This is a genomic window from Halorubrum vacuolatum, from assembly GCF_900188065.1.
GTDB lineage: Archaea > Halobacteriota > Halobacteria > Halobacteriales > Haloferacaceae > Halorubrum > Halorubrum vacuolatum.
This window is the reverse complement of sequence record NZ_FZNQ01000011.1, coordinates 35681-61675: the sequence shown is the minus strand read 5'-3', so window position 1 is coordinate 61675 and position 25995 is coordinate 35681. Positions and strand designations below refer to the sequence as shown.

Annotated in this window: 27 protein-coding genes and 1 tRNA gene; 19 read left to right on the top strand and 9 right to left on the bottom strand. The window is 66.2% G+C overall.

All coding sequences use genetic code 11. The features are described from left to right. Positions 1-5 precede the first annotated feature (5 nt). From CHB65_RS11030 to CHB65_RS11010, 5 genes are all read left to right on the top strand, one after another. A complete protein-coding gene (locus tag CHB65_RS11030) occupies positions 6-788 on the top strand; it encodes a DICT sensory domain-containing protein (RefSeq protein WP_089385123.1) in 783 nt (260 codons plus the stop codon). A 108-nt stretch (positions 789-896) separates the two neighbouring features. Next, positions 897-968: transfer RNA gene (locus CHB65_RS11025), tRNA-Ala, on the top strand. 221 nt (positions 969-1189) lie between these two features. Continuing rightward, on the top strand, positions 1190-1918 hold the full coding sequence (locus CHB65_RS11020) for a universal stress protein (RefSeq protein WP_089385122.1): 729 nt from the start codon (positions 1190-1192) through the stop codon (positions 1916-1918). A gap of 177 nt (positions 1919-2095) precedes the next feature. Beyond that, a complete protein-coding gene (locus CHB65_RS11015) occupies positions 2096-4297 on the top strand; it encodes an amino acid permease (protein WP_089385121.1) in 2202 nt (733 codons plus the stop codon). Between the two features lie 383 nt (positions 4298-4680). Then, positions 4681-5418: an SDR family oxidoreductase gene (locus tag CHB65_RS11010; RefSeq protein ID WP_089385120.1), complete on the top strand. Its 738-nt coding sequence runs from the start codon at positions 4681-4683 to the stop codon at positions 5416-5418. A 15-nt stretch (positions 5419-5433) separates the two neighbouring features. Here the strand turns inward: CHB65_RS11010 and CHB65_RS11005 are convergent, their stop codons facing one another. Next, on the bottom strand, positions 5434-6105 hold the full coding sequence (locus CHB65_RS11005; protein WP_089385119.1) for a 2,5-diamino-6-(ribosylamino)-4(3H)-pyrimidinone 5'-phosphate reductase: 672 nt from the start codon (positions 6103-6105) through the stop codon (positions 5434-5436). 95 nt (positions 6106-6200) lie between these two features. Between CHB65_RS11005 and CHB65_RS11000 the strand changes: the two genes are divergently transcribed. After that, complete coding sequence (locus CHB65_RS11000; protein WP_089385118.1) at positions 6201-6656, top strand: VOC family protein; 456 nt, start codon at positions 6201-6203, stop codon at positions 6654-6656. 5 nt (positions 6657-6661) lie between these two features. On the opposite strand, the gene CHB65_RS10995 is transcribed toward CHB65_RS11000, so the two are convergent. Both CHB65_RS10995 and CHB65_RS10990 read right to left on the bottom strand, forming a co-directional pair. Further along, positions 6662-7240 (bottom strand): MOSC domain-containing protein, encoded by a 579-nt coding sequence (locus tag CHB65_RS10995; protein WP_089385117.1) that lies wholly within the window; start codon positions 7238-7240, stop codon positions 6662-6664. Next, positions 7237-7608, bottom strand: a complete 372-nt coding sequence (locus CHB65_RS10990) for a hypothetical protein (RefSeq protein ID WP_245809961.1) — start codon at positions 7606-7608, stop codon at positions 7237-7239. The genes CHB65_RS10995 and CHB65_RS10990 overlap by 4 nt, the downstream gene beginning before the upstream one ends. A 121-nt stretch (positions 7609-7729) precedes the next feature. On the opposite strand from CHB65_RS10990, the gene CHB65_RS10985 reads away from it, so the two are divergent. Next, positions 7730-8473, top strand: a complete 744-nt coding sequence (locus tag CHB65_RS10985; protein WP_089385115.1) for a ThuA domain-containing protein — start codon at positions 7730-7732, stop codon at positions 8471-8473. A gap of 46 nt (positions 8474-8519) precedes the next feature. Here CHB65_RS10985 and CHB65_RS10980 read toward each other — a convergent pair whose 3' ends face one another. The 5 genes from CHB65_RS10980 to CHB65_RS10960 all read right to left on the bottom strand — a co-directional run bounded on the left by CHB65_RS10980 (position 8520) and on the right by CHB65_RS10960 (position 13182). After that, entirely contained in the window at positions 8520-9380 is an 861-nt protein-coding gene (locus CHB65_RS10980; RefSeq protein WP_089385114.1) for a hypothetical protein, read from the bottom strand. Between the two features lie 280 nt (positions 9381-9660). Further along, on the bottom strand, positions 9661-10119 hold the full coding sequence (pyrI, locus tag CHB65_RS10975; protein WP_089385113.1) for an aspartate carbamoyltransferase regulatory subunit: 459 nt from the start codon (positions 10117-10119) through the stop codon (positions 9661-9663). Continuing rightward, positions 10116-11030: an aspartate carbamoyltransferase gene (gene pyrB / locus CHB65_RS10970; protein ID WP_089385112.1), complete on the bottom strand. Its 915-nt coding sequence runs from the start codon at positions 11028-11030 to the stop codon at positions 10116-10118. The genes pyrI and pyrB overlap by 4 nt, the downstream gene beginning before the upstream one ends. 164 nt (positions 11031-11194) lie before the next feature. Next, entirely contained in the window at positions 11195-12637 is a 1443-nt protein-coding gene (locus tag CHB65_RS10965) for an MATE family efflux transporter (RefSeq protein WP_089385111.1), read from the bottom strand. Between the two features lie 110 nt (positions 12638-12747). Then, positions 12748-13182, bottom strand: a complete 435-nt coding sequence (locus CHB65_RS10960) for an EamA family transporter (RefSeq protein WP_089385110.1) — start codon at positions 13180-13182, stop codon at positions 12748-12750. 185 nt (positions 13183-13367) lie between these two features. Here CHB65_RS10960 and CHB65_RS10955 point away from each other — a divergent pair, with 185 nt between their 5' ends. The 5 genes from CHB65_RS10955 to CHB65_RS10935 all read left to right on the top strand — a co-directional run bounded on the left by CHB65_RS10955 (position 13368) and on the right by CHB65_RS10935 (position 18099). Then, positions 13368-13739 (top strand): DUF7475 family protein, encoded by a 372-nt coding sequence (locus tag CHB65_RS10955; RefSeq protein WP_089385109.1) that lies wholly within the window; start codon positions 13368-13370, stop codon positions 13737-13739. Beyond that, positions 13732-14544: a hypothetical protein gene (locus tag CHB65_RS10950; protein ID WP_179213648.1), complete on the top strand. Its 813-nt coding sequence runs from the start codon at positions 13732-13734 to the stop codon at positions 14542-14544. Before CHB65_RS10955 ends, CHB65_RS10950 begins: the two co-directional genes overlap by 8 nt. After that, positions 14541-15386 carry a CDP-alcohol phosphatidyltransferase family protein gene (locus CHB65_RS10945; RefSeq protein WP_179213647.1) on the top strand — a complete coding sequence of 282 codons (846 nt, stop codon included), beginning with the start codon at positions 14541-14543 and terminating at the stop codon, positions 15384-15386. The genes CHB65_RS10950 and CHB65_RS10945 overlap by 4 nt, the downstream gene beginning before the upstream one ends. Further along, positions 15383-16159 (top strand): hypothetical protein, encoded by a 777-nt coding sequence (locus tag CHB65_RS10940; protein WP_089385107.1) that lies wholly within the window; start codon positions 15383-15385, stop codon positions 16157-16159. The genes CHB65_RS10945 and CHB65_RS10940 overlap by 4 nt, the downstream gene beginning before the upstream one ends. A gap of 95 nt (positions 16160-16254) precedes the next feature. Beyond that, positions 16255-18099, top strand: a complete 1845-nt coding sequence (locus CHB65_RS10935; protein WP_089385106.1) for an FAD-binding protein — start codon at positions 16255-16257, stop codon at positions 18097-18099. Between the two features lie 20 nt (positions 18100-18119). Here CHB65_RS10935 and CHB65_RS10930 read toward each other — a convergent pair whose 3' ends face one another. Beyond that, a complete protein-coding gene (locus tag CHB65_RS10930; RefSeq protein ID WP_089385105.1) occupies positions 18120-19109 on the bottom strand; it encodes a zinc-dependent alcohol dehydrogenase in 990 nt (329 codons plus the stop codon). Between the two features lie 135 nt (positions 19110-19244). Here CHB65_RS10930 and CHB65_RS10925 point away from each other — a divergent pair, with 135 nt between their 5' ends. The 7 genes from CHB65_RS10925 to CHB65_RS10895 all read left to right on the top strand — a co-directional run bounded on the left by CHB65_RS10925 (position 19245) and on the right by CHB65_RS10895 (position 25985). After that, positions 19245-20009 carry a coenzyme F420-0:L-glutamate ligase gene (locus CHB65_RS10925; RefSeq protein WP_089385104.1) on the top strand — a complete coding sequence of 255 codons (765 nt, stop codon included), beginning with the start codon at positions 19245-19247 and terminating at the stop codon, positions 20007-20009. A 3-nt stretch (positions 20010-20012) separates the two neighbouring features. After that, complete coding sequence (locus CHB65_RS10920) at positions 20013-20996, top strand: 5,10-methylenetetrahydromethanopterin reductase (protein ID WP_089385103.1); 984 nt, start codon at positions 20013-20015, stop codon at positions 20994-20996. Between the two features lie 441 nt (positions 20997-21437). Continuing rightward, the gene (locus CHB65_RS10915) at positions 21438-22463 is read left to right on the top strand and encodes a threonine ammonia-lyase (protein WP_089385102.1); all 1026 of its coding nucleotides are present in this window, start codon (positions 21438-21440) and stop codon (positions 22461-22463) included. Positions 22464-22532: 69 nt separating this feature from the next. Next, positions 22533-22985: a DUF5804 family protein gene (locus CHB65_RS10910; protein WP_089385101.1), complete on the top strand. Its 453-nt coding sequence runs from the start codon at positions 22533-22535 to the stop codon at positions 22983-22985. 94 nt (positions 22986-23079) lie between these two features. Continuing rightward, positions 23080-23568 (top strand): YeeE/YedE family protein, encoded by a 489-nt coding sequence (locus CHB65_RS10905; RefSeq protein WP_089385100.1) that lies wholly within the window; start codon positions 23080-23082, stop codon positions 23566-23568. Positions 23569-23618: 50 nt separating this feature from the next. Next, a complete protein-coding gene (locus CHB65_RS10900; protein ID WP_089385157.1) occupies positions 23619-24083 on the top strand; it encodes a DUF6691 family protein in 465 nt (154 codons plus the stop codon). A gap of 93 nt (positions 24084-24176) precedes the next feature. After that, a complete protein-coding gene (locus CHB65_RS10895) occupies positions 24177-25985 on the top strand; it encodes a MutS-related protein (protein ID WP_089385099.1) in 1809 nt (602 codons plus the stop codon). Positions 25986-25995 lie beyond the last annotated feature (10 nt).

The window sequence follows — 25995 nt, the reverse complement described above, 5'->3', positions numbered from 1 at the left end:
GACGTATGTCGCTGATCGAACTCATCGCCGGCGTTGAGGCCCATGAGGCGACGCTTACGGTCTTTAACGCCGACCCCGGGGTCGCCGAGGACCTCGCGGAGTACTTCTCCGACCGGAACATCCGGATCGAGTCCGCGGTGGCGCCGGACGCGCCGGATTCGTTTACCGTCCTCGCGCGCGACGGTGCGTTCGTCGCGGCGGTGCCGGTCTCGGAGCTGTTACCGGAATACGGCCCGGACGGGGATGGACGCGGTGCGGACGCCGGGAGCGATGGGTCACCGCAGGCGACGCCCGCACGTCCCGGCAAGCCGATCCTTGATCACTTAGATGAGACCATGTTCACCTCCTACTCGCGGGCAGACATGGTCGCCGCCTCACGCGAGATCGAGGATCGGGCATGGCGGGTCGGCCGCGGCGAGTTGCATGCCGGCTTTCAGACGCTCGACGTCTTGACGGGCGAAACGCGGACGTACGACCGGCTCGGCGAGAAGCCCGACTTGGAGGTCCACGCGTACGCCGTCGCGGAGGGCGATGCGCCGACGCCCGAACACTTCACCGTCCACATCGAGCGGACCCCCGAAATACGCGAGACGTGGTTCGTCGCCTTCGACGGTGGCGGGGTTGATGAAGCGAAGTGTGCCCTGCTCGCCGAGGAACGCGAATCCGGGAAGTTCTACGGCTTCTGGAGCTACGATCCGAGCACCGTCGATTATATGATCGACTACCTCACCGAGCGATATGGGTCGCCCGAGAACTCCGAGGGCGACGGCGACAGCGCGGTCGTCTGAGCCGCGCTGTCGCATCGAGAAGCCTCGATCGGCATGAGTCAGCGCTCCCGCTTACCCGCGAGTCGAAGCCCTTAAGAGATACACGGCGAAACCGATGAGTGCGTACGCGGGCTCGTAGATCAGCGGTAGATCACTCCCTTGGCATGGGAGAGGCCCCGGGTTCAAATCCCGGCGAGTCCATGACGGGAGCGCCTGAGGAACATTCCCCATACGGCGCGGCTTCTTTATAACTAATACCCCACTCTGGAGCCGTGAGTTGGTGCGTTGTAGCGGCAACCGATCCCGACCGGAGTTGGAGTGTTCCCATGGGTGCGAGTCGGTTACGGCCAGTTCGATAAGGGGCGATCGAGCGGTCTCACAACTCACCACACACTTATCGGGCGATCGAACAAATGGCCAGTATGGAACTCACGGGTAAGTCGGTCGTCCTTGTGCCCGTCGACCTCTCGGCGGAGGCCACGCTTTCTCCGGGACTCGTCTCGCTCCTAGAGCAGGTCGACGTGGTCCTGCTTGGGTATTACCCAACGCCGGCACAGACGGCCCCATCACAACTTCGGGAGACCAAGGGAGAAGAGGCCCAACGGCGGTTGTCCGCAGTGGCCGGACAGTTCGGTTCATCGAACGGGAGCCTTGTGACGCGGATAGTGTTCACCCACGACCGCCAGGATCCGATCGACCGAATCGCCGCACAGAAAAGCTGCGATGCGGTGTTGATCCCGGGCGATGGCACCGACGAACCGTTCGCACGGATGCTGGTTCCGCTACGTGACCGACGCAACGCCGAGCGGATCCTTGCCGTCGCCGCCGATCTCCTCAGTGACGCCGACACGTCAGTAACGCTCTTTCACGTTCCCGAAGCGGCTGACGGGGTCGAATCGGGTGAAGCGTTGCTTGCGACCGCGAGGGACCAACTCATCGACCGAGGTATCGGCCCGTCCCGAATCGATACGAACGTCGCCGCCCCCGGGAACCCCGCGGCAGGGATCCGCGAGAAAGCCGAGGGGTTCGATCTGATAGTCGCAGGCGAAAGCGAACCGGTATCACGAACGAACATCCTCGGAGGAATATACCGCGCGCTGCAACCGACGCTTACCATCCCACAGATCGTCGTTCGGCGTCTCGACTCATGAACTGGCAGCGTGGGGGCTCCTGTCGTGTGGGTATCCGAGGGATTACTATGGCGCGGCCACAGTATCCAAACGAAAGCAGCATGGACGGGTTCCCATGGATAGGTCATGCAGGTTGATCGGGGGTGCCGTTGGGCCGATCAGCCGTTGGAGAGACCGGGTTACAGCAACGTATGACCGATGACTGCTGAATCCGGCGAACTCGAGCGGAACTTAGGCTTCCTTGAGGCGATGACGATCGGCGGTGGGACGATGATCGGTGCTGGGATGTTCATCCTTCCCGGGATCGCCGCCGACGGTGCCGGCCCGGCGAGTTCGGTGTCGTTTGCTATCGCGGGGTTCGTCGCGCTGTTAGCTGCGCTCTCGCTTTCGGAACTGGCGACGGCGATGCCGCTGGCCGGCGGCAGTTACCACTACGTCAATCGATCGCTCGGGGGACTCTTCGGGAGCATCGTCGGCTGGGGGATGTGGACTGGACTGATGTTCGCGACCGCGTTTTACATGATCGGCTTCGGCCAGTATATCGTCCAGCCGCTGCCGTTTCTCGACGGGCGGGTGCTCGTGGTACTGGTCGGACTGATCGGGTTGTTGTTGATCCTCTCTATCAACTACTACGGCACGGAGGAGACCGGGAAAGCCCAGAACATCATGATCGGCACGCAGGTGTCGATCGTCTTGTTGTACCTCGTTTTCGGGCTGTTTTTCGTCTCGCTCGGTAACCTCGTCGACTTCGCACCGAGGGGCGCGAGCGGGATCGTGGCAACGACGGGCATCGTGTTTGTCACCTTTTTGGGCTTTGAGATCATCGCCACGGTAGCCGGCGAGATCAAGAAACCGGGGAAGTTGATCCCGTTGACCATGATCCTCTCGGTCGTGCTCGTGACGATCCTCTACGTCGTCTTGATGCTCGTGACCACCGGGGTGGTCCCGTATCAGGAGCTCGGCGGGTCGCTCGTCCCGGTTTCGGACGTCGCCTCGGTGATCGCCGGCCCGCTCGGCGTCGGACTCATCGTCTTCGCCGCCGCCGTCGCGGCGATCTCGAGCTCGAACTCCTCCACGCTCGCGGCGTCACGGGTCATCTACGCGATGGGCCGAGACGGGCTGATGAGTTCCTGGCTCAACGAGACGCACGGCTCGTTCAACACGCCCCATCGAGCCGTCATCACGACCGGCCTCGTGACGGGATTGCTCATCAGCCTCGGTCTGGGGGTGGAGGCGATCGTCGAACTGTTGGCCGAGGTCGCAAGCTTCAGTTTCCTCGTCTCCTACGCGCTGGTTCATATCTCACTCGTTGGATTCCGGTATGCCGAGCCGGCCGATTACGATCCGGCGTTCCGTCTCCCTCGGGGCCTCTACCCGGGAGTGCCGATCCTCGGGGTGGTGATGACGTTCGTCGTTATCTCCCAGATGGCACCGCTCGTCCTCATCGTTGGAACCGGTATCGTCGGGATCGGGGTGGGCTGGTACTTCGTCTATGGGCGCCCGAAGGGGCTTGACGCGGGCGTCGTAGAGCGGGCGTACCGGAGTCGCGGACAGCAGCCGTATCGCGTCGTCGTGCCGGTGATGAACCCGGAGACACAGCGGGGGCTGTTGCGCTTTGCGGCCGCGGCGGCAGAGCGGCATGCCGGTGAAAACGGCGCGGAACTCGTCGTCATCAACGTGGTGCAGGCGACGGACGCCGACGGACGCAACGTCGAGGCGGAACGCTTCGAGAGCCAGCGCGAACTCCTCTCCAGTGCGTCCGAGATCGCCGAGGGGCTCCCGGTCAACATCCGTACCGAGGCGGTCGTTGCCGAGGAGGTCGGGTCGGGGATCGTCACCCTCGTCGACGAGGTGGATGCCGACGAGGTGCTGCTCGGCTGGACGGGCGAGATCGAGCAGGGTACCCACGTCTTCGGAAGCGTGATCGATACCGTCCTCGCCGACGTCGACTGTGAACTCTCGCTCGTCAAAGTGACCGAGGCGGAGGTCACTACCGCGGCCGCCCTCGCCGGCCCCGGCCCGAACACGGATGCCGCCGTCAAACGTGCCAAGCAGTTGGCGGACGCCGCCGGGACGCTGCCGGTGTTGCTGAACGCACAGCGGCCGGACGGGGATGGTGCTGTGCCGTTTGACCGCGGCCAGGAGGCGATCCAGTGGATCGCGGAGCGCGCCGGGCTCGACCCCGGTGAGTACGAATCGGAGGTCATCGTCGCCGAGGACATCGATTCCGCGCTCGTTACGGCCGCCGCGGAATACGACATCGTCTGTGTCGGATTGTCAGCGAAGGACAAGCGTGTGCGACAGCTCTTCGGCTCGATCGCCGAGCGGATCGCTCGAAGCGGGACGGGTAACGTAAGCATCGTTCGCGGTCCGACCGAGGACATAGCCAACACCGATTGACATCCTCCACGCGCTGAAGCGCGCGGCTTGCTTCGATTCTCCGTAAAATCGGGACAGGAGCAGACGCCTTCACGCAGATCCACCCTCCGGTACCGGTGCGGAGCGTGGCATCTCACGTGGCTTTTCCCTCCTCGATCACGACGCGGACGGCGTCCAGAACTGCTCTAGCGTCGGCGGCGGAAAGCTCACCACCTATCGGCTCATGGCGGAATCGGTCGCCGATCACGTCGCCGACGTGCTTGCCGTCGACGCCGCCGTTACTACGGAACCCGAGCGACTTCCGGAGGCCGACGAAGATATCGTGGTGTCAACCGGTTAACGGTTAATCGAACCGTCGCCGCTTCCCCGTTTCCTTTTAAGTCGGTTCGGACGGTCCCGATCGTATGGCTTCCCTAGAGGATGCAACCGCGATCGTCACCGGAGCAAGCGCGGGGATCGGCGAGACGACAGCACACGAGCTGGCGGAACGGGGCGTAGACCTGACGCTCGTTGCGCGGCGGAAGGAACGGCTGGCGTCGCTCGCGGAGACGCTCCGTGATGCATATGACGTCGACGTCCTCGTCCATGCAGGCGACGTGCGGGAGCGATCGACCTCGGATACGGCGATCGAGGCGACGGTCGACCGATTCGGCAGTCTCGATGTCGTCGTCGCGAACGCGGGCCTCGGCCGGGGCGGCGACGTCGAGACGATGACCGACGAGGAGTTTCACGCGATGCAGGACACCAACGTCGACGGCGTCTTCTACCTCACGCGTGCGGCGCTCCCGGCGCTTCGCGCGAGCGAGGGCAGCCTCCTCCTCGTCGGGAGCTTCGCCGGAAAGTTCCCACGACCGTTCAACCCGGTCTACGCCGCGACGAAGTGGTGGGTGCGCGGGTTCGCCCAGAGCGTCGCCGCACGGGTCGGCGACGACGGCGTCGCCGTCTCCGTGATCAACCCCTCGGAGGTGCGGACCGAGTTCGGGAGCGCGGACGGTGATCCGTTCGAGGAGCGATTCGAGCCGGGAACGGTCACCGAACCGGCTGAGATCGCCGAGGCGATCGCCTTCGCGGCCGCCGCCGGCGGGACGGCCCCGCTCGAGATCGACTGCTACCGGCGGGACAAACTCGCGGACACGTTCTGATCGCTTCGCCCTTCATCACCGGGTTTCACCGACGGCATACGAAAGCACGATACCGTCGTCGAGCCGCTCGGTTCCACGGAGTTCCAACCGCGGAAACGCCTCGATGAAACCGTCGCCGTCAGCAAGCGTCGGGGCATCCCGTCCGCCCACGACGAGCGACCCAACGTACACGTCGAGTTCGTCGACGAGCCCCGCCGCGAAACATGACTGGATCACTTCGCCGCCGCCCTCGACCATCAGCCGATCGACACCGTGTTTCGCGAGTTCGGTGCATCCCGCTTCGAGGTCGACACGCTCCTCGCCGGCGACGATGACCTCCGCACCGGCCGCTTCGAGGGCCTCTCGCCGATCGGATGTCGCTGTTTCGGATACGAGCAGGAACGTCTCCGCGGCATCGTCAAGGACGGCGGCATCCGTCGGGGTCCGGCCTCGTGAGTCCACGACGACCCGGGCGGGATTTCCGGGACGGCCGTTCTGGAGCCGGCTCACGCGCCGTGCCTCCTCTTTTATCGTGAGGCTCGGATCGTCGGCGAGGACCGTTCCGACCCCCACCAAGACCGCGTCGGCGGCCGCGCGGATCCGGTCGACGCGGTCGAAGTCCTCGGGTCCCGAGATCCGTAGTTGCTCGCGGCGGCGGGTGGACAGCTTTCCGTCGACGCTCTGGGCGGCGTTGACGACGACGTGCATATCGGGTCGGTCGCCCGCACCCCGAATGGTCGTTTCGATCGCGTGGACGCCCGGTCGGTCGACATGGCTTTGCCCCCGTCGATCGATGCATCCGCATGAGCGATCCCGCAGCGGATGACCACGAGACGACGACCCAGCCACGCGCTCACCACGTCGGCATCACCGTCGCGGACCTCGACCGCGCCGTCGATTTTTATACCGAGACCTTCGGCTTCGACCTGATCGCGGAGTTCTCCGTGGGCGGCGAGGCGTTTTCGTCGGGGGTCGGTGTGCCCGATGCGACCGGCACGTTCGCCCACCTCGATGCCGACGGCGTTCGCCTCGAACTCGTCGAGTACGAGCCGGCGGGTGAGCCGCTTCCGTCGCCATCGCTCAACCGATCCGGCGCCGTCCATTTCGGACTCTGCGTCGAGGACCTCGAGGTCTTCCATTCGACCCTCGATCCGGCAGTCGAGACGATCAGTGATCCGAAACGGACCGAAAGTGGGACCGAGATACTCTTCGTTCGCGACCCGGAGGGCAACCTCGTGGAGGTGCTGGAGACCGGCTGAGGGGCTCAGGTGTCGTCGTCCGCCGCCTCGCGAAGCCGCGCCGCGATCGCTTCCCCGGCAGTCCCGGGATCCGGCTCGACGATCCGAACGGGGTCGCCAACGCCGACGGCGCCCGGTTCGAGCACCGTACAACAGAGCCCGCCACGTCCCGAGAGCGCGGAGGCGAGCCCCTCCTCGCCCGCGAGCTGCTCGACGTGAGCACACGGCGGTCTCCGGCGTGTGGGGCGTACGCGTGCGTCCCCGATCGCGACCGTCGCATCGAGGAGCGCATCCATCCCTTCCCCAAAGCCACGGACGACGATGTTCCGCCGATGACGGCCGTCGGAGACGTCGATCCCGGTCGCGTCTTGGACCGCTGCCAGCGCCTCGGCGGCGACGAGCGTCACCGCACAGGCGTCCAGCGCGAAGTGCCCACCCTCCCCGCCCACGTCCTCATCCACACAGTAGCGATCGCCGGCAACGCCGCCGGCGACGATCGCAACCCGGTCTTTTCGGACCGGATCGGCGCCGGCGGTCGGCGCGGTAACCAACGACGTGACCGTTCCCGAGGCGGAGTCCACCGGCGAATCCGCCCCCTCCATCATATCGCTCCGAGCAGCTCCGGGTGTTCGGGTTTCAGCCACTCGCGGTGGAGGTAGTAGATGATCGCGATCGGTGGGGCAAAGAGCGCGATGAGGCCGTAGAGCCATTTAAATAGGCCCAGATCCGCAACGTCCTGTTCGGCCAGCGAGAGCGCATCGAGGAGGATCGCGGCGGTGACGAGCGGCGCGAGGATGTAGGCGTGACCGAACCCGATCGCGGCACCGGCGGGCGTCGCCGGCGAGAGGAACAGCTGATCGAGTCCATATAGGAGTCCCCAGCCGACGACCGCGGCGAGCAGGATCCGAAGCCACGGCCCGTTGAACCGACGCTCGGGTGTCTCTCCGGGGGTCGTCGCGTCGTGTGCGTTCACGTTCCATACTACGGAACGGACGGTCATCAACGTCCCGCTTACGTCAGCCGCCACGGTGCAACTCGGACGATCGCCCCGCCGGGAGGCCCATGTTTATAAGCCATCTCCGAAAACGTTCACTATGGTCCGAGTAACCGTTTGGAACGAGTACCGCCATGAGCGCGAAAGCGAGGTCGTCGCCGAGGTGTATCCGGACGGCATCCACGCGGTCCTCGCCGACGTCTTCGAGGAAGCCGGCCACGAGGTTCGGACGGCGACGCTCGATGAGGGTCCCGAGCACGGGCTGACCGAGAAGGTCCTCGCGGAGACCGACGTCCTCACCTGGTGGGGCCACGCCGCCCACGACGAGGTCCGCGACGAGGTCGTCGACCGCGTTCACGAACACGTGCTCGATGGGATGGGGCTGATCGTCCTCCATTCGGGCCACTACTCCAAGATATTCACCCGGCTCATGGGCACGACCTGTTCGTTGAAGTGGCGTGAGGCGGCCGAACGTGAGCGACTTTGGGTCGTCGAGCCCGGCCATCCGATCGTCGAGGGGATCGACGAGTACATCCAACTCGAGGAGACGGAGATGTACGGCGAACGGTTCGACATCCCGCAACCCGACACGCTCGTCTTCTCCTCCTGGTTCGAGGGCGGCGAAATCTTCCGCTCGGGGTGTTGTTATCGGCGCGGCGCGGGCAACGTGTTCTACTTCCGCCCCGGCCACGAGACCTATCCGGTGTATTACGACGAGGACGTCCAGCGGGTGCTCTGCAACGCCGTCGAGTGGGCCGCGCCCACCGACGGGCCGACCCCCGCCTTCGGTAACGCCGATCCGATAGAGGGGATCGATACCTCCGACGACCGAACCGTCCACTGAGGGCTGGTTATAAACCCGGCGCGACCGCAACCTATCCGGCCCGCGATCACTCCGGCCGGTGCACCTTCCCCTCCCGGGCGTCGGCGGCCTTCCGGCGGAGCGCCGCGGCCGCGTTGCTCGCGTCGTAGCCGAAGAAGACGTCCTTCGCGTAGGTCTCCGCGACCGCCGTCGCATGGATCAGGTCGTCCACGTCGACGTTCACGGCGTACAGCTCGATCGAAAACGGCGTCTCCGGCGGCGCACCGTGCACGTCGTAGTCGCCACCGAGCCGCGACCGGAATCCACGTGCGATGGACTCCAGCCAGTAGGTCGTCCCGTAGTGGAGGTCATAGACCGGGACGACGAACTCGTCGACGTGTTCGGCAAGCGCGTCGATATCGAGTCCGGCGCGCGCATGGAGGTGTCCAGGGTACGGGTCGGGGTAGAGCGTCAGGAGGGTCCGTCCGGGGATTCGGTCGGCCGCCTCGGCGACGAACTCGGTGATAACTGCGGCACGCCAGTCGGTCCACTCGTCGTGGTCGCTCTCGGCAAAGAGCCGTCGACAGCGGTCACAGCGACAGTATCCCTCCCGCGGAAAGCCCACGTCATCGAGGCGCACGTCGTCGTTCACGGCGACGCAGTCGTCGATGATCTCCAACAGCCCGGCACGATACTCCGGATGGGTCGGGCAGACGTAGGCCCAATCGAAGTACGTGCGGTCGCGGTTGGCCGGCTCGCCCCGTTCGTTGACCGGCACGAGGTCGGCGTTCTCGCCCGCGGCCGCGTTGTCCCCGAAACACGACACCATGTTGATGGCGTTCGGAAGCGGCGCGGCCGCACGCCCCGTGACGTCCTTAACTTCATAAAATCCCAGGTCGAACGGGTCCATGTCGACCTCGTCGGCGTTTCGCGTGACGACACCGTACATGCCCAACGCTACGGGTGCGGGTCATAAAAACGCGGGCATGGACCCGCAACGACGCGGACATGGGCGCGCAACGGTTCGGCAGTCACCGGGCGGTACGATCGGACTGGCGTGAACCCAGGTTACTCCACTTCAACCGGCTCCTTGTCGCCGGCGAGAAGGAAGTACGCGAGGACTACGAGCGACAGCACGAGGACGAGCTTGGCCTTCTTGCTCATGGATACATATCGAACGGGTGGCGGCTAAAATCTACCGCCGAACGCGTTGCCGATCGGTCCGTCGGTCAGACGTCGATGTGTGCAGCGATGTCGTCGCGAATGATCGTCGAACAGTAGCCACACCGAACGCCGTTGCCGACGACCGCGAACTCCGTCTCGACGGGCTCGCCGGCGTTGGTGATACAGTTCCGGTTTGGACACGAGAGCACACCGGAGACGTGCGTCGGCCGAATGACGCGATTCTTTTCGACCACATCGAACTCCCGAATGATGTTGATGGTGGCCTCCGGGGCGATGAGCGAGAGGACATCGACCTCCGAGGAGGAGAGTTCGCGATCCTCAACCTTGACGACGTCCTTGCGGCCGAGCCGATCGGATGGGACGTTCATGCCGATGGAGACGCCAAGCCCCTCCGAGCCGTCGATCCCGAGGATGGCGAGCACGTTCAGCGCCTGTCCCCCCTCGACGTGGTCGATGACGGTTCCGTTGCGGATCTTCGAGACGCGGAGTTCGTGGTCGCTCATTGTGTGCCCTCCAGTAAGGTGTCCAAAAGCGCCATTCGTACCGGGACGCCGTTGTGTGCCTGCTCGAAATACCGCGCGTGACCGGAGGTGTCCACGTCGGCGGCGATCTCATCGACGCGGGGAAGCGGGTGCATCACGATGAGATCCTCGCGTGCGTCCGCGAGCGTCCCCGCGTCGATCCGGTACTGGCCAGCGACCCGGTGGTACTCGTTCTCATCGGGGAACCGCTCCTTTTGAATCCGGGTCACATAAAGGACGTCGAGTTCCGGGAGCACGTCCTCCAGATCCGTGTGTTCACGCAGCTGTGCGCCCGCTTCATGCAGATCGAACCGCACCGAGCGTGGGAGCCGAAGCGAGTCGGGGCTAATGAAGTGCTGGTTGACGTCGAAGTTCGTGAGCGCCGCCGCCAGCGAGTGGACCGTCCGTCCGTACTTCAGATCGCCCATGATCCCGACGGTCAGCCCGTCGAGACCGTGATTCTCCCGAACGGTATATAAATCAAGCAACGTCTGTGAGGGGTGTTGACCCGCGCCGTCGCCGGCGTTGATAACCGGCACGTCGACGAACTCGGCGGCGAGCGTCGCCGCGCCCTCGCTCGGATGGCGAAGCACGATGGCGTCGGCGTAGCCCTCGATGACGCGGACGGTGTCCGCGAGCGACTCGCCTTTGGTCACCGACGAGGACTCGACGGTCCCCATGTCGATCGTGTCCGCCCCCAACCGCTTTGCGGCGGTATCGAAGCTCATCTTCGTTCGCGTGCTCGGCTCGAAAAAACAGAGCGCGAGCACCGTCTCGGCGTGCCGGTCCGCGAACGCGGCGGGGTCGGCCGCGATCCTGCGGGCCCGGTCGAGCACCGCCTCGATGTCATCCCGCGAGAGCTGTGTCGCGGTGATGAGGTGGTCCTGACGCATCGTCAGAGAGGGTGCGGGCAGCGACCTTGAATCTCCCGGCTGGGGGCCGCCAGTCAGTATGCACCCTCGTGAATATCGGCTGTGTCGACGCTACGAGATCCGAAACGGTCGGCATCCCATCCGTCAAAAAGCAGCCCTCGCCCTCTCAGTCGTCCCCCGCCGTCTCAATCGTTCCGCGCCATGTCCGGACGATACGCCTCGCTTATACCCTTCCACTTGCCCGATCGGAAGCGCCAGTAGTTGATCGCCGCTGGCACGCTCGTCTCCGCGAGAAATGCCAGATAGAGCCCCCAGAGCCCGAGCGCCGTCGTCGCACCGATATACGCGAGCGGGATCGCGACGAGGAACATCCCGATGAACTGACTCACGAACGGCACCTTCGTGTCGCCGGCGGCATCGAGCGGGCCCGCGGCACCTCCCGAGACGCCCTGAAAGGTCACCGCCACGCACGCCGCGTAGACGAGCGTCACCGCGATGGGCACCTCGGGACTCTCCGGGCGCTCCGCGAAGAGCCGCACGATGTTCGGGGCAAAGGACGCGATCAGCGCGGCGGAGACGAGGTAGGTGGCGACCGAGAACCGAATGATGTCGCGGGCATACGCCTCCGCTTCCGCCGTATCGTTCACGCCGAGCTCCTGGCCGACGAGGCTGGAGGAGGCGAGCCCGAACCCCCACCCGGGCGTGTTCATGATCCCCCAGATACGGCGGGCGATGACGAACGCCGCGACGGTGTTCTCGCCGAAGACGTCGACGATGGCGAGCATCGGGAACTCGGCGACGACCCAGACGAGGTTCCGGAGGCCGACCGGCAGGCCGATCTCGACGAGATCCCGGAGCATATCCGGATTCAGATACGAGCCGAACGGGTCGATCCGCACGGGGAACTCGCCGATCCCGGGGAGCCGACCCCACGTGAGCCCGAGCGCGAAGGCCCCGGTCACCGTCGCGTTCGCGAGGACGGTGCCGATCGCCGCCCCCGCAACACCCCAGCCAAGCCCGAGCACCAGCCACGCCGTGAGTATCACGTTCGCGACCGCTCCGCCGGCCCGCACGAGCATGGCGGTGTAGGCGTCATCACAGCCGACGAGGATACGGCTCCCGACGAGGTTCAATCCCGCAAGCGGGACGGCGAGCCCGACGATCCGAAGGTACTCAGCACCGAGGCCGATAGCCCGCTCGTTGCTGCTGAGAAGCGCGATAAGCTCGTGCGGTATGGTCCAGAAGACGGCGGTGACGGGGAGACTGATGAGGACGACGAGGAGCGCGCTCGCCCGGACCGCGTCCCCGAGTTCCGCGAACGCCTCCGCCCCGTATCGCTGGGAGACGAGCGCGATGGTTCCGCCGGCGACGCCGCCACCGATGGCGAACGCCAGCCCCCAAAAGGGCCCGGCGAACCCGACACCCGCGACCGCGCTGGTCCCGACGGCGACGCCGACCATCGCCACGTCGACGGCGTTCTTCGACATGCGGGCGATACCGGTGACGATCCGCGGCCAGGCGAGATCCGTAGTGCGGACGACTCGGTGGCGGTCGATCAGCCCGGCGCGAGCCAGCGCGAGGCCGATGGAGAGGACGACGAGGCGGATCGGGTTGGGGACGCGGGACACTGCGAACACGGGGAGTTTTATCTCGGTATAAAAGGGCCTTCCTTACCCGGCAGCGGTCACCGCCTCCGGGCCCGACGGGAGATCATCAGCGGACGATGCCACGGGAACGCTCACGTCCCGGAGACGAGATAGACGGCGATCACCGCGAACACGATACCAATACCCTTCCGTGCCGTGAACGACTCGCCGAGAAGGACGATGCCGATGACCGAGGAGAACACGAGGAACATCGCGAAGATCGGGGTGACGACGCTCACCGGACCCAACGCGAGCGCCCGATAGAGCGCGATGATCCCGATCCCGAGGAATATCCCGGCCGCGATGACGTGCGGGAGTTTCGAGGAACCGAGCGTCCCGGTGACCTCCTGACCGGTGTAGACGACGATACTCGCCGCGAGCCCGACCAAGATCAGGTTCGTGATGATGACGGCGACGTCGCTCGGAATGGCGTCGGGACCGGTCGTTGCGACCCGCATGAGCGGGGAGACGAGTGCATACGCACCCATCGAGAGCAGGGCGTACGGGAGATACGAGGCAGCACTCATACCGTGAGTGGCACCCGCGGCGGGTAGTAATTGACGAAGCCGGCACGTTGCTGGGGAGCGGAGCCACAGTGAGTCGGCGACGGAGCACCATGTTGCATAATGCTGAATCCAGCGATTCACGGCCGATGGAACGTTCGCCGTTTTCGGGGAAAACACCTTTTTAACCGTAGTCCCATCGGATCGGCATGTCCGCTCGCCGCCTCGGTTTGGAGACGGCCTCATTGACCCCGCTACACTGGGGGGCCATCGCGATGGCGCTCGTGAGCGCAGCCGTCCATCTCATTATCGCGGTCGTAGACCTGCCGTTGACGAGCCCCTTCGGGATCGGCTTCCTGATCGCCTTTGCCGGGTTCATCGGAGGCGTGTTGCTCGTATTGTTCGACGTCCGGCGGCGGCTTGTCTACCTCGTCGGGATCCCGTTCACGGCCGGGCAGATCGTGTTATGGGCCCTGCTTAATGAACCGACGCTCGCGACGATCGAGACGATAGAAGTGGTCGATAAACTCGCACAGATCGGGTTGATCGTGGCGCTCGTCGTGTTGCTCCGCCGTGAGTGAGTCACCCCCGTTGGTGGCGGCCGAGTCGCCCCCGCTTAGGAAACGCCTTCGAGCTCACGGCGTGCTAGCGGTCCGCGACGGCCTCACCCAACCGGTGGCCCGTCGGATACCGATCGCGTGGTGTCGACGGATACACCGACTGCGACGACGGCTTGAGCCAAGGCGCTATACCGACGCTCATCCGTTCCGTCTGATCGAGGTGGACCCCGCCTCGATCACCGGAAGCCTGCTTCCGCACGCGCCGAAACGACCCCAGTGGGGCCGGGTGATCGACGGCGACTGGGATCAGCATGCCGAGCGGTTCGCCGACCGTGCGGTCGTCCGCGGGCTCCGTGAACACTTCGAGGAGGGGACGCCGTGGCGCGAGACGGCGTTGCTTGCGGCCTTCCGTGAGCAGCTCTCGCGATTCGGCAACGCCTGGGGCTACCGCAGCATCGAGGGGTTCGAGCCGCGATGCCGAGAGATCGAGCGGCTGTATACGTCGCTCTCGACCGATGGCTACCGACGACAGGAGACGCTCGCGGGCCGCGACCGACCGACGCTTGCCGATCGCGCCGACGAGATAAACGTCGACATCGGGCGGGACGGAACGCTGTACTGGCGGGCGTATGGTCAACATCGACTCGCCATCGCCAAACTGCTCGACCTCGAATCGATCCCCGTGTTGTGCCATCGACGACACCGGCAATGGCAGGCAAAACGGGACCGCCGTCGGCTAACGGGTGCGACCAAGGCGACCGTCGATCATCCGGACCTCACTCCGCTGACGACACGCACCGGCGGCACGCGAGCGGTGACACGATGACCGCCACGGTCGGGGCGGCGGGACGCACACCGCCGTGGCGGCCCTACGCGTTGGTGACGCTCTGTGGTCTGCTGGTCGTCAGCGGGACGGTGGGGTTGCTCGCAACGATGGAGACGGTGGCCATCACCGGGTGGGTCGGTGGCGGTGTCGCGGGCTCGTTCGCAGCGCTGACGGTCGTCATCGGCTGGGTGATGGCGTCGACGACGCCGCGGGCGGGAGAACGACGTATCACCGCAGCCACGTGGATCACGCTCTGTCGGGGTTGGGCGCTCGTGGTGTTCACGGGGGTCGTCGCGCTCGCACCCACCGCCACACGGATCGGGTGGATCGCCCTCGGGCTGTTCCTCGCGGCGATCACGCTCGACGCCGTCGACGGCGCGGTCGCCCGTCGCACCGAGACGGAGACGGCACTCGGCGCGCGTCTCGACACCGAGGTCGACGCGCTCATCGTGCTCGTCGGGACGGTCGCGACGGTCGCGCTCGGTCTCGTACCCGCCGTGTTCCTGCTCGTCGGACTCGCCCGTTACGGGTTCGTTGGCGGCGTCGCGCTCCGACGACGGCGTGGGCTGCCGGTGTATGACCTCGAAGCGAGTCGGTACCGAAAGGTGACGGGCGCGCTGATCATGGGAACCATCGCCCTCGGGTTGCTTCCGACGGTCGATCCCGCCGTCTCGCGGGCGGTCGGCTGGCTCGTCACCGGACCGATCCTCGCACACTTCGTATGGGATTATTTCGGGGTTTCGGGCCGTCGCGGACGTCGAGGGAGAACGGTGCGCGATGGAGGCTGGACGGTGCACGATGGGGAACGTTCAGGGGCGGGCGAGCCGAAAGGCGATCGATGACAACCGGTGATGGGTTCGAGCGACACACGGTCGGCCCCGGCGGCGAGTACATCGTTGGCGACGCGCTCGCGGCGCTTGCGGACGATGACGACGAGGCGGCAGCGATCTTCCTCGACGACGCCTGGGCACGACCCGGTCGGCGCGAGCAGACGAGCGTCAGCTACCAACTGCATCCGTTCGACGACGATCAACCCGCGGACGGCCCGCAGGTTACCGACGCGTTGACGACGACCCAGATCATCGACGCCTGCTATGGGGCGCTCATGCCGGGCGGATGGCTCATCGCCGACGTCGACGACTGGCTCCTCCCTCGATTCGTCTCGTACCTCCGAGAGACGTGGGGCGATGCGACCGAACAGCACGAGGGCGGCGGCTTCCGGCGGATCGGTGGCGTCACGTACCTCACCGCGGACGGCCAGCCCGACCGCGACACCCACGGTCCGTTTCTCTCAACCGGCGGATACAGCGTCGTCTTCGCCCACAAGGGCCCGACCGAGAGACGCACCGCCGTCTCGGCCCGACAGGTAGCCCGATGGCCGACCGAGACGTACGGCCGTGGCGGACGCGCCAAACCGGTCGAGCCGTATGCGGCGTGGCTCTCCGGGCTGGTGGAGCCCGGCGAACTCGTGATCATCCCCTGTGCGGGCACCGCGCCGGCGGCGATCGCGGCACGGCAGACCTTCGGTGACGACGCGCGGTTCCGCTGTATCGACATCGAACCGGCGGCGTACGAGGGGTTCAAGCGACGGTACGCGGCGCACATCGACCGATAGGGAGTGTTCGATCCACGCGCCGAAGCCCTCCCGAACGGCGAAGGCTTCCGGCATACCCATATGTTAATGGATCTTCATCGCTGACGGACAGACGAATGAGGGAGCACGATGTCATCGTGGTCGGTGGCGGCGGGGCCGGGTTGCGCGCGGCGGTCGCCGCACACGAAGCCGGCGCCGACGTCGCGATCGTCTCGAAACTCCATCCGGTCCGCTCGCACACCGGTGCCGCTGAGGGAGGGATCAACGCCGCGTTCCACGAGCGGGACTCGCCCGAAACCCACGCGTACGACACGATGAAGGGCGCTGACTATCTCGCCGATGCGCCCGCCGTCGAGGCGTTGTGTCGGGAGACCCCCAAAGAGGTGATCCAACTCGAACGCTGGGGGATGTCGTTTTCACGAAACGACGCGGGCGAGATCGACCTGCGATATCTCGCGGGTCATTCCGCGCCGAGAACGACGTATGCCGGTGCGGAAACGGGCCATCACCTCCTTCACACGCTCTATCAGCAGGTCGTGAAGCGTGGGATCACGATCTACGACGAGTATTACGTGCTCTCGCTCGCCGTGACTGACGTGCCGAACCCGGACGACCGTCGATGTCACGGGGTGGTCGCCTACGACCTCGCGACCGGCTCGCTCGAAGGCTTCCGGGCGGACGGCGGCGTCGTCCTCGCCACCGGCGGGCTCGGACAGGTGTACAACCACACCACGAACGCCGTCTCGAACACCGGCGATGGCGTCGCGATGGCCTACCGGGCCGGCGCGGCCGTACAGGACATGGAGTTCGTGCAGTTCCACCCGACGACGCTTCCCTCCACGGGCGTGCTCATTTCCGAGGGCGTCCGCGGCGAGGGTGGGGTCCTCTACAACCGTGAGAACGAGCGGTTCATGTTCGAACGCGGCTACGCGAACAACGCCGGCGAGCTCGCCTCCCGCGACGTCGTCTCGCGGGCGGAGCTATTCGAGATTCAGGACGGGCGCGGCTTCGATGACGACCACGTTCATCTCGACATGCGACACATCGGCGAGGGTCGGATCCGCGACCGGTTGGAGAACATCATCCACCTCGCTGAGGATTTCGAAGGCGTCGATCCGACCGCGGAGCCGATGCCGGTTAAACCCGGACAGCACTTCGCGATGGGTGGGATCGAGACGGACGAGTACGGACAAACGAGTATCGAGGGACTCTACGCCGCCGGCGAGTGTGCCTGTGCATCCGTCCACGGCTCGAATCGACTAGGCGGTAACGCGCTTCCCGAGCTGATCGTCTTCGGGAAACGGGCCGGCGAGCGGGCCGCGAGCGACGATCCCGTTTCGGCGTCGATCCCGACCGGCGCGGAGGCGAGGACCCGGACGTGGGGCGGATCGATCGACGCGCCGATCGGGGATCCGGAGCCCGATCCGCTCACGGCGATGGACGGTGGACGGGCCGATGAATCCACGGTCGATGACTCCCCAGCAGCGGTCGTCTCCCGCGCAGTCGAACGAGAGCGCCGTCGGATCGACCGGCTGATGCAACGCGATGGAACCAACCACGCCGTGATCCGCTCGACGCTTCAACGTGCCTTCGAGGAGCACGTCAACGTCTTCCGGACGCGCTCCGGGCTCGAATCGACGCTGGAGACGCTCGCACGATGCCGCCGGCAGTATCAGGAGGTCGGCGTTTCGGATCCATCCCACACGTTCAACACCGATCTCATCCAGACGATCGAGACGCGAAACATGCTGGACGTCGCCGAGGCGATCACGATCGGCGCGTTCGTCCGCGAGGAGTTCCGCGGAGCACACTGGCGGCTGAACCATCAGACGCGCGACGACGAGGAGTGGTTACGCCACACGTACGTCACGTGGAACGGTGGGCGGCCGGCGGTTCACTTCGGGCCGGTATTGCTGAGGGGTGAGATGCGGACGTACGAACCGAAGGTGCGAAGTTACTGACCGGACGCTCAAGCGAGCGATCAGTAGGTCAATACGACCTGAAGCGCCTCCTCGGGACGCCCATCGAGGAGCTCGTATGCCTCCTCGGCACGCTCGAAGGGAACCCGGTGGCTGATCAGCGTCTCGGCGAGGGAGCCGTCCAATCGGTCGAGCACCGTCGAGATCCGCCGTTCGGTGTCCCACCGACCCCGGAGTTCGGGGGCGATCGTGCTCACTTGACTGGATCTGATGGTTATCCGGTCACGATGGAACCGGCCGCCCAGATCGATCGGTGCCCGTTTCGTTCCGTACCAGGAGCCGACGATAACCCGACCGCCGTACCCGACGGCGGAAACGGCGTCATCGAGCACGGCGGGACGGCCGGAGAGTTCGACGGCGGCATCGAACCCGTCGATGCCCTCCGCACCGTCATCGGGATGGATCGTCTCGTCCGCACCTAATTCACGGGCGACGGTTCGCCGCCGCTCGATCGGATCGACGACGACGAGGCGATCGAGCGGAAACGCGGCGAGCAGTCGGACCAGACAGAGCCCGATCACGCCGGCCCCGAAGACGACGATCTCCTCGCCGAGTCGGGCTCCGAGATCGAGTGCCAGCGTCGTCGCCGTCTCAACGGAGGGGATGAGCGTCGCCGTCTCGGCGTCCATTTCGGGTGGCACCGGAACCAGCACGTCCGGCGACGCGGTGAAACGCGTCTGGTGTGGGGTGAACGAAAAGACCGTCCGTCCGGCCCATTCGTTCGAGACGTGTTCGCCAACTGCCTGTACCTCACCAACGGCCGCATAGCCGTAGCGCATCGGATAGGAGAACTCGCCGGAAAGCGCCTCGATGGTCTTGTCCCGAGGGATTTCGGTCGGTGCCTGCCCCCGATAGACGAGGAGTTCGGTCCCCGCGCTGATGGCGGAGGCGACCGTCTCGACGGCGACTTCGTCGCGATCGGGTGGTCCTCCGTCGATCGGCTCGGTCTCGACGGAGCCGGGCGCGGTGAAATAGAGCGCGGACCCTGCCATGTCTCATCCACGTCCCGAAGCGTGTTAAACACACGGCGACCCGTGGGCCGAACCTTCCCCGAGACGCCCGTGGTGAACGCCGTCAAGTCCACCCGGTACCGGCGGGGTTTTCACTCGCCGACACGCAGGGGTGATATGGAGCTGTTCGCCGTGCCGGACCTCCCGGAGATCCGGGAAGGGGACGACCTCGCGGCGCTGATTCGCGAGCGCGTCGACCTCCGCGAGGACGACGTCGTCTGTGTCGCGAGCACCGTCGTCTCGAAGGCCGAAGGTCGCCTCTTCGACCTCGAGGAGTTCCCGCCGAGCCCACGGGCGAACGAGCTCGCGACCCGGCTGGGCGAGCTGACCGGCGAGGAGAAAGACCCGCGATTCGCCCAGGCCGTTCTCGAAGAATCGACCGAGTTGATCATGGAGGCCCCGTTCCTCCTCACCGCCACCCGGTTCGGTCACGTCGGCGTCAACGCCGGCATCGACCGCTCGAACGTCGCCGACGGCGACCTCCTCCTGTTGCCGAAACGCCCCACCGAGAGCGCCGAACGGATCCGCGCGGGACTCGACGCCGATCGGGTGATCGTCACCGACACCTGCGGGCGGCCGTTCAGACACGGACAGCGGGGCGTCGCGCTCGGCTGGGCCGGGTTGCCCGCCAGCCGCGATTGGCGCGGCGAACGCGACCGCGACGGCCGCGAACTCGGCGTCACCGTCCAGAACGTGATCGATGAGCTAGCGAGCGCGGCCAACCTCGTCGCCGGCGAGGGCGACGGCGGAACGCCGGTCGTCGTCGTCCGCGGGTGGTCCTTCGGCGACCATGCGGGCTCCGATGCGCACTTCCGCGAGGTCGACGGCGACTACGTCCGGCAGGCGCTTCGCGAGTGGCGATATACTGGAGGGATACACTAACCGATGCTTGGAATCGAACTCACCCCCGAACACGAGTTGGATCGTCTCGTCGACCTCGGCGTCCGCGCCGAAGCGGCCGGCTACGACGCCGTCTACTCGACGTGTCACTACAACAACCGCGACCCGTGGGCGTTCCTCTCACGGCTGGCGATGGCGACCGACGAGGTCCGACTCGGACCCGGCGTCGCCAACCCGTATGAGACCCACCCCGTCACCCTCGCCTCCCGGATCGCCACCCTCGATGAGGCCTCCGGCGGGCGAGCCGTCTTCGGGCTCGGCCCCGGTGACCCCTCCACGCTTTCGAACCTCGGATTGGCGGACAAGCGCGGGCTCCGGTCCGTGTTGGAGGCGTTCAAGGTCGCCCAGCGGCTCTGGGCCGGCGAGCGCGTCGATCACGACGGCACGTTCGATGCGACCGACGCCGGGCTGAACTACGAACCGCCACAGGGCGCGTCGATCCCCGTCCACGTCGGCGGCGAGGGCCCACACATGTGTCGGATGGCCGCGAAACACGCCGACGGCCTCTTATATAACGGCTCACACCCCGACGACCTCGCGTGGGCCCGCGAGCAGGTCGACGACGGGCTCGACGCCCGCCCCGACGAGCGCGGCGCGTTCGAGCTGATCGCCTACGCCGCCGTGAGCGTCGATACCGACGAGGAAGCCGCCCGCGAGGCCGCCCGTCCACCGGTCGCCTTTATAACGGCGGGGGCGGCCCCGCCCGTCCTGAAACGTCATGGGATCGATCCCGAGGCGGCCGAAGCGATCGGCGAGCACGTCGCCGCCGGGGAGTTCTCGGAGGCCTTCGAGCGGGTGACGCCGGCGATGATCGACGCGTTCTGTATGGCCGGGACGCCCGAAACGGTGCGCGAGCGGGCCGCTGCCGTCGCCGAGTACGCCGATGGCCTCGTCGTCGGATCGCCGCTCGGGCCCGATCTGGAGGCGAGCATCGATCTCGCCGCCGAGGCGGTCGACGGACTGTTTTAAATGGATCGGGGGAGATCGGGTAGTTGAACCGTTCTTTGGCCGGATATATTATACACGAAAACGTCGAATCGTATATCAAAAGGGTGAGTCATGACACGACGTCAACGGCGGGATCGACCCGTGAGCGAGGCGGAATATATGGAGATGCCGAACCGCATTAGCCAGCATTTCGAGCGTGTTCGAGATCTCCTGAGTGACGAACTGGACGAAGACACCGATTGACATCTTCCGCGACGAAAGCCGTGGGCATTCTTTTCGAATTCCTATAAGCTGATTCCGGCGCACGACTCCGAGCGCCCCAAGGGTGCGAGGAGACCGCGCAGCTGTACCGGAGCCCGCGGAGATCGGTCGCGACGAGGCTGTGGAGGCTTGCAGAGTACGGATCGACGGACCGAGACGGCAAGGGATAGTTTCAGGCTCCTCGGAAACACTGCGTTCGGTATGCCACCGTCATCGTTCGAGCGTGTCGAGTCCCCCGACGCCTCGACCATCTTCGAGTATCACGATCTGACCCCGCCGACGACCGCCGACGTCTACCGCGCCAGACGGGTGCTCAGCGATCACCTCCCGCGGACGCCGCTTATAAAAAGCGAATGGCTGTCGGAAACGTACGGGGCCGAGATCTACCTGAAACGCGAGGACACCCTCCCGACGGGATCGTTCAAGATCCGTGGCATTACCACGCTCGTCGCCGGGTTGGACCCCGCGTTCCGGCAGCAAGGGGTGATAACGGCGAGCGTCGGCAACTACGGACGGGCGCTCGCACAGGCCGCCCGCTGGTTCGACACCGAGGCGATCGTCGCGGTCCCGGAGGGAACCGGGAAGAACCGGATCGAGGGGATCGAACGGCTCGGTGGGCGGGTCGAAATCGTCGGGGCGGATTACGATGACGCCGCGGACTGGGCCGCCGACCTCGCCGCCGAGGAGGGCTACCGATACGTCCATCCCGGAAACGAACGGGGGGTGATCGCCGGGACCGGCACCGCGGGACTCGAGATCGCCGAGGACCTCCCCGACGTGGACCTCGTCATTGGACCGATCGGCGCCGGCAGCATCGGGGCCGGCTACGGCCTGTCGGTCGGGGCGGTTACGGACGCCGAGGTGATCGGCGTGCAGGCGGCCGAAGTGGATGCGGCCGCTCGGGCATGGCGCAGCGGGGAACTCATCCCACAGGAGGAGGCCAACACCTTCGCCGACGGCATCGCCGCACGCGTCCCGTACGCCCTTCCGATGGCCGTCATGCGCGAGCACGTAGACGAGATGTACACGGTGAGCGAAGCGGCGATCATCGAGACCGTCGGGAAGCTGTTTCGCGAGGAGCGGATCCTGATGGAGGGCGCGTGTGCCCCACCGTTCGCCCTTCTCGAGGATCTCAGCGAGGAGATCAACGGTCAAACGATCGTCATCCCAGTCACCGGTCGGAACCTGCCGGGAGCGAAGGTCGAGCAGGTGCTCGTCGATCGGTGAGGCGTCCGTTCTCGAACGAGGCCGGCCCGGACCACAATCGCTTTGCACGGGCCGCGGCTTGGACCGAACATGACGCGGGTGTGTCTCGTCGGGGACCCGGATATCAACCTGCTGTATGAGCTGCTCTCGCGGGAGACCGCCCGTGACGCGCTCGCGACCTACGAGATCCACGAGCCGTTCGCGAACAGCGTCGCGGTGGATACGGTGAGCCTCGGGGCCGCGGTGGCGCTGCTCAACGACCTCAACTGGTACTGCGTCCGCTTCGTCGCGGAAGCGCTCGTGCTTGAACCGTCGATCTCCGGGACCGAGTGGCTCTCGCGCGAACTCGCCGGTGCGGTCCGCGACGGCGATGTGCCGCCCGAGGAGACCGACCAGCGGCTCAAGATATTCGGGCTCGTCGAGGACGAACTCGTCGAACCGCTCTTCGTCCGACGGGTTCAGGGATCGATTCCCGAGTACGATCTTCGCGAGGTTGAGGAGACGCTCGTCGTCCGCGTGAGCGAATCGGAATTCGGCGGCTGACGGCTGTGTATATCTCCTCCCCGTCCGTCAGCGAGCACGGCAAGATCCCGCCGGGAGCGTAGCGCTTTCCACCTTTCGACACCAGCGAACGGGTATGCACGAGATCGTCCTGCTCGTCGACACGCTGTTCCCGCGCGGGTGGGAACACTACCTGTTCGGGGGGCTGCTGATCGGGCTCGGAACCGCCGTGATCTACGCCGGAACCGGCATACACGCGGGCGCGAGTACGTTCCTCGAATCGACGCTGTCGTACGGCTCGAAGCTGCGCCGCTTCCAACAGCCCCGGTTTATCGCCTCGCGTGACTGGCGGGTCGTCTTCACGCTCGGGATCGTCGCCGGCGCGGCCGCGTACTCGCTCGTGACGGGCGAGTTCGGCTGGACGACCGAGGTTCAGCCGTGGCGGCTCCTGCTCGGCGGCGTCCTCATCGGGATCGGTACGCGGCTCGGCAAGGGCTGTACCTCCGGGCACGGCGTCTGTGGCGTCGGATCGGGCTCACGGGCGTCGATCCTCAACGTGGCTATCTTCATGCTCGTCGCCATCGGCGTCGCCCAGTTCGTCTTCGCGCTGGGGGTGCGACCATGACCGACCCGACCCCGCCCGAGCGAGGTGCGTCGCCGATGAGCGGCGCCGGGATCATCGCCGAACACGAGAGCCACCCGCTCTTTTTGCCGCTCGTCTTCCTCGGTGGGGCGATCTTCGGCGTCGGACTCGCGATGAGTCAGATGGCCCGCCCGGAGATCGTCTTAGAGTTCCTGCAGTTTCGTGACCTCGGGCTGCTCTTCGTGATGGGCGGGGCAAGCGTCGTCGTCGGGATCACCTTCTGGGCGTTGACGCTGTCGGGACGTTCGGCTCCGATGACCGGCAAACGGTTCGGTCGCCGACTCAAGTCGATGGATCGGGACGTGATCGTCGGCGGCGGGATCTTTGGGGTCGGTTGGGGGCTGTCCGGGATCTGCCCGGGTGCCGCCTATGCGAGCCTCGGGATCGGCAACGTCGTCATCCTCTACGGCGTGCTCGGGATGTTTATCGGTGCGTATCTGCAGGGCTATCTCCGCGAGACGCGCGCGGATGCAGCGGCCCCGTCACCGGCGGACTGACTCGCTTTTTGTTGCCGGAGTGAGCCGCTTTTTGATCGCCGGGATGGCGACGAGTGACGAAAACGCCAAGGTCGCTCGCCGAGACGCGAACGTATGCGACTCGAGGATTACTGGGGTATCGGGCCGAAGACGAGCGAGACGCTCGTTGAGGCGCTCGGAACCGAGCGAGCCGTCGAGGCGATCGAGTCGGCGGACGTTCGGGCGCTCTCCGATGCCGGGCTCCAACGCGGCCGCGCGACCCGGATCCTCCGGCGGGCCAACGGCAAGGCCGGGATGGACGTCCTCGCCACGGGCGACGCCCGCGCGGTCTACGACGAACTGCTCTCTTTGGCGGCCGAATACGCGCTGACCGCACACGCCGGCGATCGGATCCGCGTGCTCACACCACTCACCGACCGCGAGGCGATCGAGGACCGGTTGACGGAGGTGATGACGGCCCGTGACGCCTGGGAAGGGCTCTCCGAGACCGAGCGGGATCGGGTCGTCGAGGCGTTCAGGGCCTATGACGAGGCCGGCGCCACCGATCGGGCCGCCGTCGAGGCGGCGATCACGCTTCGTGAGGCCGGGCTGTCCGGGGAGGCGTTCGACACCCTCGCGGCGCTCGACGTCGATGCCCTGCGTGACGCCGTCGGGGCGCTCGGGGGCGTCAGGGGATCGCTCGGTGACGCTGCGAACGTGGGCTCCGGGGACCCGACAGAAGCGACCATCGCGACGGGGGCCGACGAGGAACTCGATCGCCGACGCGAGCGTCTCGAAGCGGCACGGGGGCTGGAGAACGCCGCCTTCGACGTGATCGACGCGGTGCGTGACGGTTCCGCTCGGGACTTCGAGGCGTTCCGCGCGGGCGTCGTCGAGCATCTCGCAAGCGAGACGGGGATCGAGCCGGCGACGATCCGGTCGGCCGCCCCGGACGACGCGCTCGACGCCGCGGACTTCGTCTCCGGCACCCTTCGCGAACTCGTTTCGGAGCTGGAAGCCGACGTCACGGAGCGCGAGGAGGCGGTGGCCGAGACGCTCCAGGCGCGGCTTGCGGAGGCCGGCGAGGACGTCACCCGCGCGGTCGAGGCGGTCTCGGCGAACGCGGTTCATCTCTCACTCGGGCGGTTTGCCGCCGAACACGATCTGCGTCGCCCGAGGTTTGTCGATGACGGGATCGCGGTCCGAAACGCCCGGAACCTCTTCATTACGGGTGACGTTCAGCCGGTCACGTACGGGATCGGGACGCACGGGTTGGCGGACGTGCCGGATCTGAGCGGGACGGAACGACCGCCCTCCGGCGACCGTGTGAGCGTGCTCACGGGGGCGAACTCCGGGGGCAAGACGACGCTCTTGGAGACGCTCTGTGCGGTCGCGCTGCTCGCCTCGATGGGGCTGCCGGTGCCGGCCGAGGAGGCCGAGGTCGGCACGTTCGACCGCGTCGTCTTTCATCGACGCCACGCCTCGTTCAACGCGGGGGTGCTCGAATCGACGCTGAAGTCGGTCGTTCCGCCGCTCGTCGAGGAGGGGCGAACCCTGATGCTCGTCGACGAGTTCGAGGCGATCACGGAGCCGGGGCGAGCCGCGGATCTCCTCAATGGACTCGTCGAGTTGACCGTCGAGCGCGACGCCCTCGGCGTTTACGTCACCCATCTCGCGGAGGACTTGAGTCCGCTTCCCGATGCGGCCCGGATCGATGGCATCTTCGCTGAAGGGTTGAACAACGACCTCGAACTTCGGGTCGACTACCAGCCGCGATACGGGACGATCGGGAAGTCGACCCCGGAGTTCATCGTCTCACGGCTCGTCGCGAACGCGACGGACCGAGGCGTCCGCGGCGGCTTCGAACACCTCGCGGCCGCCGTCGGCGAGGAGGCCGTGCAACGAACGCTTTCGGACGCCCGTTGGTCACCCGATGATGACTGAGAGGGGAGAG